This is a genomic window from Bacillus sp. JK106 (assembly GCF_053663355.1).
Genome location: NZ_JBSJQC010000001.1, coordinates 708,262 through 721,448, shown reverse-complemented (window position 1 = coordinate 721,448; position 13,187 = coordinate 708,262). Strand labels below are relative to the sequence as shown.

16 protein-coding genes are annotated in these 13,187 nt (G+C 48.7%); 3 read left to right on the top strand and 13 right to left on the bottom strand.

The genetic code is table 11. The features are described from left to right. Positions 1-29: 29 nt before the first annotated feature. The 4 genes from rnr to ACWJJS_RS03685 all read right to left on the bottom strand — a co-directional run bounded on the left by rnr (position 30) and on the right by ACWJJS_RS03685 (position 3,780). Complete coding sequence (gene rnr / locus ACWJJS_RS03700) at positions 30-2,363, bottom strand: ribonuclease R (protein WP_003151684.1); 2,334 nt, start codon at positions 2,361-2,363, stop codon at positions 30-32. A gap of 18 nt (positions 2,364-2,381) precedes the next feature. After that, on the bottom strand, positions 2,382-3,122 hold the full coding sequence (locus ACWJJS_RS03695) for an alpha/beta hydrolase (protein WP_014305833.1): 741 nt from the start codon (positions 3,120-3,122) through the stop codon (positions 2,382-2,384). Between the two features lie 118 nt (positions 3,123-3,240). After that, positions 3,241-3,471 (bottom strand): preprotein translocase subunit SecG, encoded by a 231-nt coding sequence (gene secG / locus ACWJJS_RS03690; RefSeq protein ID WP_003151681.1) that lies wholly within the window; start codon positions 3,469-3,471, stop codon positions 3,241-3,243. Between the two features lie 123 nt (positions 3,472-3,594). Continuing rightward, on the bottom strand, positions 3,595-3,780 hold the full coding sequence (locus ACWJJS_RS03685; RefSeq protein WP_087920807.1) for a helix-turn-helix domain-containing protein: 186 nt from the start codon (positions 3,778-3,780) through the stop codon (positions 3,595-3,597). 195 nt (positions 3,781-3,975) lie between these two features. Here ACWJJS_RS03685 and ACWJJS_RS03680 point away from each other — a divergent pair, with 195 nt between their 5' ends. The 3 genes from ACWJJS_RS03680 (at position 3,976) to ACWJJS_RS03670 (ending at position 5,241) form a co-directional block, all read left to right on the top strand. After that, positions 3,976-4,386, top strand: a complete 411-nt coding sequence (locus tag ACWJJS_RS03680) for a helix-turn-helix domain-containing protein (RefSeq protein WP_003151677.1) — start codon at positions 3,976-3,978, stop codon at positions 4,384-4,386. 24 nt (positions 4,387-4,410) lie between these two features. Next, on the top strand, positions 4,411-4,842 hold the full coding sequence (locus ACWJJS_RS03675; RefSeq protein WP_003151674.1) for a helix-turn-helix domain-containing protein: 432 nt from the start codon (positions 4,411-4,413) through the stop codon (positions 4,840-4,842). A gap of 81 nt (positions 4,843-4,923) precedes the next feature. Continuing rightward, positions 4,924-5,241 (top strand): winged helix-turn-helix transcriptional regulator, encoded by a 318-nt coding sequence (locus ACWJJS_RS03670; protein WP_003151672.1) that lies wholly within the window; start codon positions 4,924-4,926, stop codon positions 5,239-5,241. An 84-nt stretch (positions 5,242-5,325) separates the two neighbouring features. On the opposite strand, the gene ACWJJS_RS03665 is transcribed toward ACWJJS_RS03670, so the two are convergent. The 9 genes from ACWJJS_RS03665 to ACWJJS_RS03625 all read right to left on the bottom strand — a co-directional run bounded on the left by ACWJJS_RS03665 (position 5,326) and on the right by ACWJJS_RS03625 (position 13,172). After that, positions 5,326-6,729 (bottom strand): sensor histidine kinase, encoded by a 1,404-nt coding sequence (locus ACWJJS_RS03665; protein WP_454023324.1) that lies wholly within the window; start codon positions 6,727-6,729, stop codon positions 5,326-5,328. Further along, positions 6,720-7,382: a response regulator transcription factor gene (locus ACWJJS_RS03660; RefSeq protein ID WP_070082382.1), complete on the bottom strand. Its 663-nt coding sequence runs from the start codon at positions 7,380-7,382 to the stop codon at positions 6,720-6,722. Before ACWJJS_RS03660 ends, ACWJJS_RS03665 begins: the two co-directional genes overlap by 10 nt. Positions 7,383-7,403: 21 nt before the next feature. Beyond that, positions 7,404-8,177 carry a lantibiotic immunity ABC transporter MutG family permease subunit gene (locus ACWJJS_RS03655; protein ID WP_025853836.1) on the bottom strand — a complete coding sequence of 258 codons (774 nt, stop codon included), beginning with the start codon at positions 8,175-8,177 and terminating at the stop codon, positions 7,404-7,406. Next, complete coding sequence (locus ACWJJS_RS03650) at positions 8,174-8,908, bottom strand: lantibiotic immunity ABC transporter MutE/EpiE family permease subunit (RefSeq protein ID WP_070082383.1); 735 nt, start codon at positions 8,906-8,908, stop codon at positions 8,174-8,176. Before ACWJJS_RS03650 ends, ACWJJS_RS03655 begins: the two co-directional genes overlap by 4 nt. Then, positions 8,905-9,618, bottom strand: coding sequence for a lantibiotic protection ABC transporter ATP-binding protein (locus tag ACWJJS_RS03645; protein ID WP_070082384.1), 714 nt, complete (start codon positions 9,616-9,618; stop codon positions 8,905-8,907). The genes ACWJJS_RS03650 and ACWJJS_RS03645 overlap by 4 nt, the downstream gene beginning before the upstream one ends. 110 nt (positions 9,619-9,728) lie before the next feature. Beyond that, positions 9,729-10,406: an ABC transporter permease gene (locus ACWJJS_RS03640; protein WP_070082385.1), complete on the bottom strand. Its 678-nt coding sequence runs from the start codon at positions 10,404-10,406 to the stop codon at positions 9,729-9,731. Positions 10,407-10,424: 18 nt separating this feature from the next. Continuing rightward, positions 10,425-11,342, bottom strand: coding sequence for an osmoprotectant ABC transporter substrate-binding protein (locus tag ACWJJS_RS03635; protein ID WP_146284063.1), 918 nt, complete (start codon positions 11,340-11,342; stop codon positions 10,425-10,427). A gap of 14 nt (positions 11,343-11,356) precedes the next feature. Further along, a complete protein-coding gene (locus ACWJJS_RS03630; protein WP_353575267.1) occupies positions 11,357-12,010 on the bottom strand; it encodes an ABC transporter permease in 654 nt (217 codons plus the stop codon). A gap of 16 nt (positions 12,011-12,026) precedes the next feature. Next, positions 12,027-13,172 (bottom strand): betaine/proline/choline family ABC transporter ATP-binding protein, encoded by a 1,146-nt coding sequence (locus ACWJJS_RS03625; protein WP_454023323.1) that lies wholly within the window; start codon positions 13,170-13,172, stop codon positions 12,027-12,029. Positions 13,173-13,187 lie beyond the last annotated feature (15 nt).

The window sequence follows — 13,187 nt, the reverse complement described above, 5'->3', positions numbered from 1 at the left end:
GAGCATTATGCCCCATTTGCTTTTCGCATTTACTTCTTCTTTTTGCGTTTTTGTTTCGGCGCGTTTTGGAAACCGCGTTTTTTCTTTTTCTTCTTCGGTTTTGTAAACCATTCCCCTTTTTCCTCCGATTTCGGCGGTGAAGCCGGGGTATTGCTGTTTAACACGCGTTTCCGCGCCGGTCTGCCTCGTTTTCTGCGGTCGCCTGTTGTTTCTCTCGGACGGCGGGTGCCTTTCATGCCGACAATTTCAAAGTCGATGTTTCTCTCATCTTTATTGACGTCGACGACTTTGACCGTGATTTCGTCTCCGATGCGGTAAACGTTGCCCGTGCGTTCACCGATCATGGCGAAATGCTGCTCGTCAAAACGGTAATAATCATCCGTCATAAAGCTGACGTGCACAAGCCCTTCAATCGTATTCGGCAGCTCGACGAACATTCCGAAATTCGTGACGGAACTGATCATGCCGTCAAATTCCTCGCCGATTTTATCAAGCATATATTCCGCTTTTTTCAGATCGTCCGTTTCCCGCTCGGCGTCAACGGCGCGCCGTTCCATCGTTGACGTATGATCAGCGATTTCCGGAAGGCGTTCGGCCCACTTTTCCTGAGTTGCTTCGTCCGATTGTCCGTTGATCAAATACGTTCTGATCAGCCTGTGAACGATTAAGTCAGGATAACGGCGGATCGGCGATGTGAAGTGCGTATAAAATTCAGTCGCCAGCCCGAAATGGCCCAGGCTTTGCGGATCGTATTTCGCCTGCTTCATGGAACGGAGCATAACCGTTGAAATCACCGTTTCTTCCGGACGGTCCCGCACTTCATCAAGAATGCTTTGCAGCGCGCGCGGATGAATGTCTCCGGCTTTCCCTTTGACGATATAACCGAATGTCGTCACGAACTCCAGAAACTTTTGCAGTTTTTCGGCGTTCGGCTCTTCGTGAATCCGGTAAATAAACGGCACGTTCATCCAATGGAAGTGTTCGGCCACCGTTTCGTTTGCCACAAGCATAAATTCTTCAATCAGCTTTTCCGCTACTGAGCGCTCTCTGATGACGACGTCTTTTACGGCGCCTTCCTCATCGACGAGCACCTTCGCCTCTTTGAAATCAAAATCCACGGCGCCGCGGTCCATCCGTTTCGCCCGGAGAATTTCCGCCAGACGTTCCATGTCTTTGAACATCGGGACGAGCGGCTCATATCTTTCTTTCAGCTCGGCGTCGTCTTCTGTGAGAATCCGGTTGACATCTGAATAGGTCATTCTTTCCGTCGTTTTAATGACGCTTTGGAAGATCTCGTGCTCTGTCACCTGTCCCTGCTGGTTGATTGTCATTTCGCAGGAAAGCGTCAGCCGGTCGACCTTCGGATTTAAAGAACAGATTCCGTTAGACAGTCTGTGCGGGATCATCGGAATGACCCGGTCAACCAAGTACACGCTTGTCCCTCTTTCCAGCGCTTCTTTGTCAATCGGGGAATTCTCCGTGACGTAATGGCTGACATCGGCAATATGGACGCCGAGCTTGTAGCTGCCGTTATCAAGCTTTGTCACGGTGACGGCGTCATCCAGATCCTTCGCATCGGCGCCGTCAATGGTGACGATGACCTGATCGCGGAGATCACGGCGGTCTTTGATGTCTTTTTCATCGATGGTATCGGGCGTGCTTGTTGCCTGCTCCATCGCTTCAGCCGGAAAATCTCCCGGCAGGCCGTGCTTATGGATGATGGATAAAATATCGATGCCCGGATCATTTTTATGGCCGAGTATTTCAACGATTTCTCCTTCGGCGTTCATTCTGCCTTCAGGGTAGCTTGTCAGTTTGACGACGACTTTATGGCCTTCCGCAGCGCCGTTATTGGCATGTTTCGGAATAAAAATATCACTCGTGATTTTCTTATCATCCGGGATGACAAAGCCGAAGCTTTTCGTTTCTGTGTATGTGCCCACGACGCGGTCGATACTTCTTTCCAGGATGCGGATGACCGTGCCTTCCTGTCTCGATCCGCTTGACTGGGAATTGAGCCGCACCATGACGATATCGCCGTTCATGGCCGTATTCAGCTCGTTCGGCGGAATAAACACGTCGCTTAAAGAGGTATCCTCCGGCAGCAGAAACGCGAAGCCCTTCGCATGCGCGGAAATTTTTCCTTTTACTAAATTCATTTTTTCCGGAAGCCCGTAGCGGTTGCTTCTGGTGCGGACGATCTGTCCCGTCTCCTCGAGCGCCACCAGCGCTTTTACCAGCTCTTTAAATTCATCGGCTTCCTTGATGTTCAGCATCTCCTCGAGTTCCTGAATGGTAAGGGGCTTGTACGCCTCTTCCTTCATAAACGCGAGAAGACGGTCCATAAACGCTTCTTTTTCCATTATTCGACCTCCTGTTTGTTACCAATCGAGTTTCTCTAAAAATTCGTACACATCCTGATGAACGAGGTCCCGTTCTTTATCGAGCGTAATGACATGGCCTGATTCTTCATACCATTTCAGCTGTTTGTCGTCCGTTTCCACCTCGTTGAAAATGATGTTCGCACTTTCTGTATTAATCATATGGTCATGCCGTGCCTGAACCACAAATGTCGGGGAATAGATCATGTCGACGTTTTTGCGCACATCGGCAATCAGCTCCTGGAGCGATTTGAGCGTATTCATCGGCGTTTTTTCAAACTCCTTCATTTCCTTTTCAATCTGCTCCGGCTGTTTTCCTTCGAATTTTTTATAATTGCGCGCGTAGGAGAGAACTCCTTCGTACATAACCTCTTCACTTTTAATGTGCATCGGCGCACACATAGGAACAATTCCCTTTATGGGTACAGTGTAACCCAATTTCAATGAAAAAACCCCGCCAAGCGACAGTCCGCACGCCGCAATGTTTTCATAGCCTTCAGACCGTAAATACTCATAACCGTCCATGACGTCTTTCCACCAATCTTCAGGTCCCGTATGTACCAGCTCTTCCGGCGGAACGCCGTGCCCTTTATATTGAGGCGCGTGACAAGTGTAGCCGCGCTCATTCAAGTAGCGGCCGAGCATTCTGACGTCTGCCGTATTTCCCGTAAATCCGTGCAGCAGAAGCACTGCTTTGTCTCCGCCTTTAAATGTAAATGGTTTTGGTGTCACAATTTTCATGCTCATAACCCCTTTTTTGCACATTCAATTTAGTTTTCCACAGTTTTGCGAGAAACAAACGCCGTCTCTCAACAAGAAAAAGGCCTGATATTAAATCAGACCTTATACAAACATTGCCTTATACGATATACGCTAGCGAAATCGTCAACACGAAAAACAAGACTGCCAGCACAACGGTTGTGCGGTGAAGAATCAGATCAAGGCCCCTTGCTTTCTGTTTTCCGAAAAGCTGCTCCGCCCCGCCTGAAATTGCACCCGATAAACCGGCGCTTTTGCTGGTTTGAAGCAATACGACAATAATAAGTGCAATACTGACGATAACCAATAAGGTAATCAATAATGTGTGCATCCCATACACCTCCAGACTGACTGGCCTACATTGCTTCTATTTTACATGAAAAACAAAGGCATGTCACGCCGTATCGGTGCACATCATGTCAGAAAAACGGAAATGCGTTTGAATCTTCCATCATCATTGACTTTTGTCAACAAAGTCGTAGTAAAAAAGATCTTCAAATTTCATGTCAAAGTAATAGAGCATTTTTCCGATGACCAGCTGGCCCGGCCTCCGCTCTCCATTCAGTACACGGCTCAGTGTGGCGGGAGATATTCCGATCTCCAGGGCGAGCTGGTTTAACGAGTAGTCATTATTGACCATATACTGCAGCACATAATCTCTTCTGATCTGTATCTTTTCGACCACTTTCTTCACCTTCCGTTCTGTCAAATACTTTCTTTCTTATACATAAGATACGGCTTTTGTTAACTTTTGTCAATACTTTTCCAGCCTGGCTATTCCCTTTAGTCAATAAACATACTAGAATATAAATAGACCGCGGGAGGGGGAGAGACTGTGGAAAGCTTCGGGAAACAATTGCGGACATTACGGGAAAAAAGGCATCTGACAGTGAATCAGCTGGCAACGTATTCAGGCGTCAGCGCCGCGGGAATCTCGCGGATTGAAAACGGCAAACGCGGGGTGCCGAAACCTGCAACCATTAAAAAGCTCGCAGATGCGTTAAAAATCCCGTATGAGGAACTGATGCAGACGGCGGGATACATAGAGACCGTCCAGGAAACGAGAGCCCCGTACGACACGGGCTGCACCTTGCTGGAAAAAGCCGAAACGTATGAGCTGCATGATTTATCCCTTTTGGAGCGGGAGAACTGGCGGCACCTGTCGAAAGAAGACTTGGTTCTGCTTGATAAATACTTTGCGTTCTTATCGGCGGAAGCCAAAAAAAGAACAAATGAAGACTCATGACTTTGCACATGTGAGGCGATCTTATTGAACACATTCGGAAAGCAATTAAGAGAGCTGCGCCGCGCCCGGAAGCTTACCGTCAATCAGCTTGCCGTCTATTCCGGCGTCAGCTCGGCGACCATTTCCAGAATTGAAAACGGGCACCGCGGCATTCCTAAACCGGCGACCATCAGAAAATTGGCGGACACATTAAAAATCCCGTACGAGGAGTTAATGGCGCGGGCCGGACACATCAAGGCATTTCAGGAGGAAATCCGTGAAACCTCCGAAAGCTATCAATCCATCTGCGCCATCTATCAGACCGCCGTTGACAGAGGCGCGGAGCATCTGCCGCTGTTTGACAGCAAAAAGTGGCAGCACTTCACAAAAGAAGATATTGAAAGCGTCAGCAAGTACTTTGATTTTATTGCGGCTGAAGCGAAAAAACGCTCCCCGGATTCCTCATCCTCTTTTTGATCCTCTCCTCAACTTAACAAGCGCCAGACGTACGTTCCCTCCGATTTTGCGGTATAATAGCAGAAGACGAGGTGAAAAAGCATGAACCAATCAGAAATGTGCCCCAGATTCGAAAAAGCGGTCGACATCCTAAGTAAACGCTGGGTGGCTCTAATCGTCTTTCAGTTATTGAACGGACAGCAGCGATTTAGCGAAATTGAAGCGGCGCTTCCGAATTTAAGCGGAAGAGTCTTGTCAGAACGTCTGAAAGAACTTGAAACAGAAGGTGTCATCAAACGGGATGTTATCCCCGAAACGCCTGTCCGCATTGAGTATTCTTTAACGGAAAAAGGCTGCGCATTAGCCCCTATTTTAGAGGAAATTTCCAAGTGGTCTTCAACATGGATTGATCCTTCCTGATAAACTCTTTTCCGCATAAGCGGCTGATCTCTCAAACGGACAGCCGTTTTTATTTTTGCTTTTCTTATACAGAAAAACAAGCCCTCAGGCGTGCAGGGCTTGTTTTTGTCTGACGCCTTCCAGCGGAATTCGAATCTCCGCCCGGGCTCCTCCAGACTCCTGATTTTCAAGTATTAATTCGCCGTGATGAAGATGTACGACGTGATGGGCGAATGTAAGCCCCATGCCGTGATGTCCCGCCGAATGTCTGCTTTTATCCTCCGTGTAAAAAAGCTGTGTCGCTCTTTTCAGCGCTTCCGGCGAGAACCCGCTTCCGCAGTCGGATACGGCAAGATGGAGGGCGGAATCGGTGCACAGGACGTCCACACGGATTTCCCCTCCTTCCGGCGTATAGTCGACGGCATTTGCCGCGATATTCATGACCGCCCTGTGGAGCAGCTCATGATCGATCGGCGCTTCTATTCGGTCAATTCCCCGTTCGCTAAGGACGAGATCAATCTGCTTCGGCCCCGCAAGCGCCGCCGCGTCACGATATATGTTTTGAATCCACTCCTTAAGGTCGGTATATTCGACATGAACATCAACTGCCTCCTCCGCTTTGGAAAGCTGGATCAGCTGTCCGACATAATGCTCGATTTTGTTTCCGGCATCCAGGATATACTGCGCATATTCCGCCTGCTCCTCATCAGGTTCTGTTAACTGAAGCAGCTCGGCATTTCCTTTAATGATCGTTGCCGGAATTTTAATATCATGCGCAAGCGCGCCGATCTGTTCTTTCTTTATCCGCTCCGCCTCCCACTGCGCCGCCAGAGATGCCTGAAGCGCGTCTTTCATTTTCAGCAGAGAGTCAATGACATCGTCAAATTCTTTTATACGCGACCTTTTTGGATTGATATTTAAATTCTGTTTTTGAATGCTTGCCGTAATGGAGCTGAGTGTGCTGAAATGCCGTCTCAGCTGATTGGCGAAACGCGTCGTCACGATAAAAACGGTCAAAAGAAGCAAAGTGATCAGAATCGTAAGACCCGTCCATTCATAATTCGGCAGATAGCGCCTTAACAGCGGCGACTGAAATTCCGACCTGAGTGAATATTGGAGAACGCCGTATTCATCTTTCCGATTTATCACCATGAATCCTTTTTGAGCATAATTAAAATACGGCTGATGCTGAATCTTTTTTCTGGCGTTGGCCGCATCTTGTTCCGTCATCGTTCCTTTTGTCATCCGCTTTGTTTTTTTATCAAAAACGGCGTATGTCATACCTGCGGGGATCATGTCTTCTGTTATCTTTTCCGCTGATTTCAGGCGGGGTTTGATCTGTTCCGCCTCATGCTCGCTGTAATTTGCCGGGAGGATCGCTCCGGCATTCATGGCAATGGCATTTAAGGCGATGCATAATGCCGCCACCCCCATCGTGCTCAGACACAAAGTGATGGTAAATTTGACAAGCTCTTTGCGGATGCTGGATTTTCCTTTTGCTATTCCCATTTGTATCCGACACCCCACACCGTTTTGATCGGATCAGCCCCGTGTTCTTTACATTTTTTCCGGATGGTTCTGATAAACTCCGTAATGGTTGAATAGAGCGCATCGCCGTCCAAGCCGTACACTTCCTCGTAAATCTGCTCCCGTGAGAATGTTCTGTTTTTATGCTGTGCCAGAAATTCAACGATTTTATATTCGTTTTTCGTAAGAGGCAGTTTCCGGTCATCCATCCATACTTCTTTATTGTCAAAATCAAACATGAAGCCTGATATCAGCCGTTTCCTCTGATGCTTTTCCCGCCGTTCCCTTCTGACATGCGCGTTTACCCTTGCCATCAATTCCTGTACGCCGAACGGCTTTGTGATGTAATCATCAGCGCCTGTCATGAGGCCTTTCACAATGGATTCTTCGTCAGACTTTGCCGTTAAAAACAGGATCGGGCTGTCCACCAGCGGCCGAATCCGCCGGCAGAGTTCAATCCCGTCCGTTCCGGGCATCATGACATCAAGAAGAATCAAATCATAGCCTTGAAAAAAATCCAATGACTGATCTTCCGCTTTTTCGAGAATCGTTACTGTATGCTGATCACGCTGTAAAATGTTTCTGATCAGAACGAGAATATCTTTTTCATCATCAATTGCTAAAATGTTTGCCACCGGCCGAATCGCTCCTTGCCTTTATTCATATGAACGCCGCCCTTCCCATCTTCTGCACCAATAGAGGCCGGCCAGACATAATATCACTATAGAAAAATATAACATTATTTCTCCGAATCTCATATCGTATCTTACATAAGGGAGGAACTCTTTTTTGACTTTGTCAAAATGCAGCAGTCCTGCAAGGCCTGAAAGCCGCACGCTCCATGCCCACGGGAAAAAACGCCAGATGATATCGCCAAGTCCCGTATTCATGAGCGCCGCCATTAATAATCCCGCACCCCCTAAAAGCCCGGACGGTCCCATGCCGTACTGTATGCCGACAAAAAAAGAAATCATATAAAGCGGAATACTGCCGGCAATCAGCCACGCCCCTCCTTTTAAAAAGAGAAGATACGGGAGATCATTGATGTGAAGAACAAATTTCAACCCCGCCAAATAAAGACAGATGGCGAGACCTGCCGATAACACATTCAATAGGAGCAGCAAAAGCAGCTTGCCCGCAAAACTGACGATTTTCGAATGCGGAACCGCCAGCATCATCTGAAAATAACCCGCCTGTTCCTCGACGGAGGCAGACATGCCGCAGACAATACTGATGATTAAAGGGTATAAAACGGCAATCACGTTGAAGAAGACGCTGTACAGCACATAAGGCTCCTGAATCCTTCCATACATCATATATAACAGGAAAAATCCCGCGCATAAAACCGGCGCCGCAACATGCATCCATATGAACGGCGTGCGCTTCATTTTTAATACATCGGCCCACATATATCGTAAAAGCACGGTCATGACCGGTTTCCCCCTTTTGAAAAAGACACTGCGGAAATCAAACTTATTGCGATAAAAGAAAGGATAGAAAGAATAATAGCCGGAAAGATCACGTTTCCGTTTAATAAGCCGCTGTCTGCGGGAAGCGGAATTCCGTTCGGATGGATCCCGAGAATCGGTGACATCACCCGGACTGACCAGCTCCATGGGCTCAGCCACCACAATGAGCCGGACGCCGGCACAATACCCAAAACAAAGGCGGCGATCATATTCACGAGAATGACTGCCGTAAATCCGAACTGCCTGGCAATCCATAAGCACAATGGAATTTCCCAAAGCGTCGTCAGCCATAAAAGGAAGCCTGCTTCAACGCCTTTCAGCTGCAGCGCAGCAATTGCCGGAAATACAAGGCCAAGTAAAAACATGATGATGAAAAAGACGATTTGCGACAGGAGTGAATACAGCGCGATCAAGCTTATTTTTGAGAGCCATATGCTTTTTAAATCTGCCGGCAATGAGTACACCGCGCGGTCATTCGCAGATTTTTTCTCTTTTTTAACAGATAAACCGCACATTAGAGCAATCATGAGCGGCATGAAAATAACCGCCCACCAATTGAACGTGCCCGTCATAAAATAAGCCGTATTCAGCAGAAAAGAAAAAGCCGTGTTCAGAAGCGGGATAAGAATGATCAGCTTTCTGATAAATGTTCTTTTAGATGTAAGGTGTTCCGCCTGCATGTACTGAATCATTTCCCATTCCCCGCTTTCTCGCGTGTTGATTTGACAACCTCCAGAAACAGCCGCTCCAGATCGTCTTCCCGGCTGATTTCTCCCTGATATCCTAAAACGCCGTCACTGATGATTCCGATATGGTCTGCGATCTGCTCGACTTCTGATAACAGGTGGCTTGATAAAATAACCGTCATTCCCTGTCCGGGCAGGGAGCGGATAAATTCCCGCAAATCCTGAATCCCCATCGGGTCCAATCCGTTTGTCGGCTCATCAAGAATTAAGAGCGACGGACGGTTTAATAATGCTAACGCAATGCCGAGACGCTGTTTCATTCCCATGGAAAATTGTCCGGCGCGCTTTTTTCCGGTTCCCGTTAATCCCGTGATTTCCAGCACTTCCGCAATTCTTGAATCAGGCAGTCCGAGCATCACGCAGCGGACTTTCAGATTTTCAGCGGCTGTCAGGTTGCTGTAAAGCGGCGGCGCTTCAATCAGGGAACCGATGCTTTTCAAATCTTCGCGCTTCCATGTATGTCCGTCGAACAGAACCTCGCCGGATGTTTGCTGCAGCATGCCGGTCAATATTTTGAGAGTCGTCGATTTTCCCGCGCCGTTCGGACCGAGCAGGCCGTATATACTGTTGCGTTTAACCGATAGAGACACATCAGCCACTGCCTGTTGTCTGCCGAATGATTTTTGCAGCCGTCTCGTTTCTAAGATGTTGCTCATATGATTACCCCTCTGCTTTGTTATTTGATATGTAAGACTTTACAGCGCAGTTATCAAAATTTAATCAAGAAATCAAAAAAAGCATCCTTCACGCGGAAGAATGCTTTTTTTCATGAGGCTGAGCGTACGATCAGCTTTCTTTTTTGTTTTTTCACCGGGCTTAGGGCTCGCTCCAGCCACGCCATCAGCAGGTCTGCGGCCACCGCCATCAGCGCGGTCGGGATGGCGCCCGCCAGAATAATGGCGGTTCCGTTTGTCGCGTTCGATCCTCTGACGATCATATCGCCGAGGCCGCCCGCCCCGACGAAGGTGCCGATCGCCGTGATGCCGATGGCAATGACGAGCGCCGTTCGGAGACCCGCCATAATGACGGAAAGCGCAAGCGGCAGCTCCACCATACGAAGGATTTGGTATTTCGTCATGCCCATCGCTTTTCCCGACTCGAGATAAGCGTGCTCGATATTAATAATGCCCGTGTGCGTATTTCTGAGAATCGGCAGCAGTGAATACAAAAACAAAGCCGTGATAACCGTATTGGCGCCGAGTCCCATGACAAGCATCAGGACGGCGAGCATCGCAAGCGCCGGAACGGTTTGAATCACGTTCGCCACAGCAAACACCCAGCCGGCGAGACGCCCGTGCCTGGCTGTCACAATTCCGGCCGGAATGGCGAAAGCGGCAGCGAAAACGACGCCGTACGCCGACATGAGAAAGTGCCGCCAGCACTCATACAGAACATAGCTGCCGTTTTGAGCGTAATACGTAAACAGCTCTTTCATCGTGTCCATCCGCACATCTCCTTTCCGTTATTCAAAGTAATGATGTTTTTCTAAATATTCCTTGGCCACGACGGACGGCTCTTTTAATCGGCCGTCAACTTCGTAATTCATTTTCTGCATCATCTTTGTATCAATCGCGCCGATCATTTGATTGATCACGCCCTCCAGTTCGGGATGCTCTTTTAATACATGATCCGGAACGACGGGTGAACAGTCATACGGAGGAAAGAAACGCTTATCATCCTTCAGCGTTTTCAGTCCGTAAGCGATGATTCTTCCGTCGGTGGAATAAGCGAGCGCGATATCCATCTTTCTGCTTTTCAGCGCGTCGTATACGAGGCCGATCTGCATTGGATACGTGCCTTCAAATGACATTCCGTATGTTTTCATAAAATCCTGATATCCGTTGCCTCTCAGCTTCATCCAATAGTTATCTACGCCGAATTTCAGATGAGACGCTTCTTTTTTGACATCGGATACCGTTTCTAAATGGTACTTGCGGGCAAGCTGTCCGGAAACGGTAAAGACGTATGTATTATCAAAGCCGTAAGAATCAAACCATTTCATGTCATATCTGTTTTGAAATTCACGCTGAACGAGCCGCAGCGCTTTGTCCGGGTCTTTTTCCGGCTCCATGCGAAGCGTCCCGGTCAGCGCGTCTCCTGTATAGCGCGTCGCGGCGATATCAATATCACCGTTTATCAAGGATTGCTGCTGTACGGCATTGGAGCCGAGATTTTTAATAACCGTTGTCTTCAACCCGCTGTGATGTTCGATCATCTGTCCGAGCATGCTTGCGATGATTTCCGATTCGGTCATGCTTTGCGCGCCGATTTTAATGGTGTCCTCCGATGCGGCGCTCAATCCCGGGAGCGAGCATCCGCCAAGGAGCAGCATGCCGAGACAGGCGATTGCGAGCAGCCGTTTTTTGCATCTATTCCCCATGAGAGACCTCCTCCTTATGAAGCGTCCTTTATGCTTTTCAGCCCGTCAGGCGTGACTTTCCGTTCTGTCATCCCCAGCATGTAATCGACGGCGGCCGCCAGCATCGTGACCGGAACGGCGCCTGCGATAATATACTCCGGCTGATAAAGGTTCAAGCCGATAAAAATGTAATCTCCCAGCCCGCCTCCGCCGATAAAGGAGGCGAGCGTCGCCCAGCCGATTAAATAAATCGAAGACGTTCTGATGCCCGCCATGATGACCGGAGCGGCAAGCGGGAGCTCTACAAGCCTGATCTGCTCCCATGCCGTCATGCCGATTCCTTTTCCCGATTCCAGAAGATGCCGATTGACGCCGAGAATCCCCGTATACGTGTTTCTGAGAATCGGCAGCATGGAATAGAAAAACAGCGCCGCAACGGCCGGGACCTTTCCTACGCCTAAAAGCGGAATAAAAAACGCAAGAATGGCAAGGTTCGGCAAGGTTTGAATGATGTTGACGATGCCGATGACGGCGCCGGCTCCTCTTTTCATCCTCGTCAGCAGGACGCCGAGCGGAACGGCGGCGAGAATGCCCGCCATGACGGCGATTAATGAGATGTACAGATGCTCCCATGTTTTATAAAGCATCTCTCCTCCATTTGCCTGTAAAAATTGCACGGTCTGATTCATATCAATGGAAGCCTCCTCATGACATCACCGCAAGCTGATTCTCTTCTCCCCAGATGGAGTCATAGACGATGTCAACGAGGCTTGCCCTTGTCACGATTCCCGTTAGCCGGCCTTCCTCATCAAGGACCGGCACAAATTTCATGCCTCTTTTTAAAATTTTATGGACGGCGTCGCGAAGCAGAGTGCCGCTTCTGACCGTGTACAGATCCCGTTCAAGCACTTCCGCGACGGTTACCGCTTGTCTTCGTTTGCGGTCAATCATCTCCACATCGACATAACCTTGGAGAACGTTCTTTTCATCAATGACGAGCAGCGAATCCACCCGCTCGGCACGCATCAGCTGAATGGCGGCTGACAGTGTTTTCTCAGGTGTTACCGTCACGGGATCGGGATTCATGATCTGCTCCACCCGTTCAATATCAGGGCTGGATGATTGAATCAGCCGTTCCTTGCCGATAAACTCCTCAACAAATTCATTCGCCGGAAATCTGAGAATCTCATCAGGCGTTCCGGCCTGGACGATTTCTCCCGCTTTCAGAATGACGATTCTGTCCGCAAGCTTGATGGCTTCGTCCATATCATGGGTAACAAATACGATGGTTTTATGTAAGGTTTTTTGCAGTTTTTTAAATTCTTCCTGAAGGGAATCTCTCGTAATCGGGTCAAGCGCCCCGAACGGTTCATCCATTAAGATAAGCGGCGGCTCTGCGGCAAGTGCCCGTAATACACCTATTCGCTGCTGCTGTCCTCCGCTCAGTTCATGAGGGTAACGGTCTAAATATTCAGGCCCCATATCAACGAGCTTTAAAAGCTCCCGCGCCCGTTTCTTCCGTTTTTCGGCAGGATGCTTTAAAAGCTTCGGAACGAGCGTAATGTTCTGCTGAATGGTCATATGCGGAAACAGCCCGATCTGCTGGATGACATAGCCGATGCTTCTTCTGAGTTCCACCGGGTCTTGTTCCATAATGTTTCGGCCCTCTATCAGGATTCTGCCTTCTGTCGGTTCAATTAAGCGGTTGATCATTTTCATCGTCGTCGTTTTGCCGCAGCCGCTCGGTCCGATAAAACAAATAAATTCGCCTTTGGCGATATTCAGGCTGATGCTGTTGACGGCTTTTTTCCCGCCTTTATACGTTTTCGAGACATTTTCTAATGTCAGCAAACACTCACACCTCCG

Bases quoted from the DNA above. Each gene is read 5' to 3' on its own strand.
- ACWJJS_RS03665 (WP_454023324.1), bottom strand. From the start codon at position 6,729: ATGGGAATAGCAAAAGGAAAATCCAGCATCCGCAAAGAGCTTGTCAAA.
- ACWJJS_RS03640 (WP_070082385.1), bottom strand. From the start codon at position 10,406: ATGGACACGATGAAAGAGCTGTTTACGTATTACGCTCAAAACGGCAGC.
- ACWJJS_RS03635 (WP_146284063.1), bottom strand. From the start codon at position 11,342: ATGGGGAATAGATGCAAAAAACGGCTGCTCGCAATCGCCTGTCTCGGC.
- ACWJJS_RS03655 (WP_025853836.1), bottom strand. From the start codon at position 8,177: ATGACCGTGCTTTTACGATATATGTGGGCCGATGTATTAAAAATGAAG.
- ACWJJS_RS03670 (WP_003151672.1), top strand. From the start codon at position 4,924: ATGAACCAATCAGAAATGTGCCCCAGATTCGAAAAAGCGGTCGACATC.
- ACWJJS_RS03650 (WP_070082383.1), bottom strand. From the start codon at position 8,908: ATGATTCAGTACATGCAGGCGGAACACCTTACATCTAAAAGAACATTT.
- rnr (WP_003151684.1), bottom strand. From the start codon at position 2,363: ATGGAAAAAGAAGCGTTTATGGACCGTCTTCTCGCGTTTATGAAGGAA.
- ACWJJS_RS03695 (WP_014305833.1), bottom strand. From the start codon at position 3,122: ATGAAAATTGTGACACCAAAACCATTTACATTTAAAGGCGGAGACAAA.
- ACWJJS_RS03630 (WP_353575267.1), bottom strand. From the start codon at position 12,010: ATGAATCAGACCGTGCAATTTTTACAGGCAAATGGAGGAGAGATGCTT.
- ACWJJS_RS03645 (WP_070082384.1), bottom strand. From the start codon at position 9,618: ATGAGCAACATCTTAGAAACGAGACGGCTGCAAAAATCATTCGGCAGA.
- ACWJJS_RS03685 (WP_087920807.1), bottom strand. From the start codon at position 3,780: ATGGTCAATAATGACTACTCGTTAAACCAGCTCGCCCTGGAGATCGGA.
- secG (WP_003151681.1), bottom strand. From the start codon at position 3,471: ATGCACACATTATTGATTACCTTATTGGTTATCGTCAGTATTGCACTT.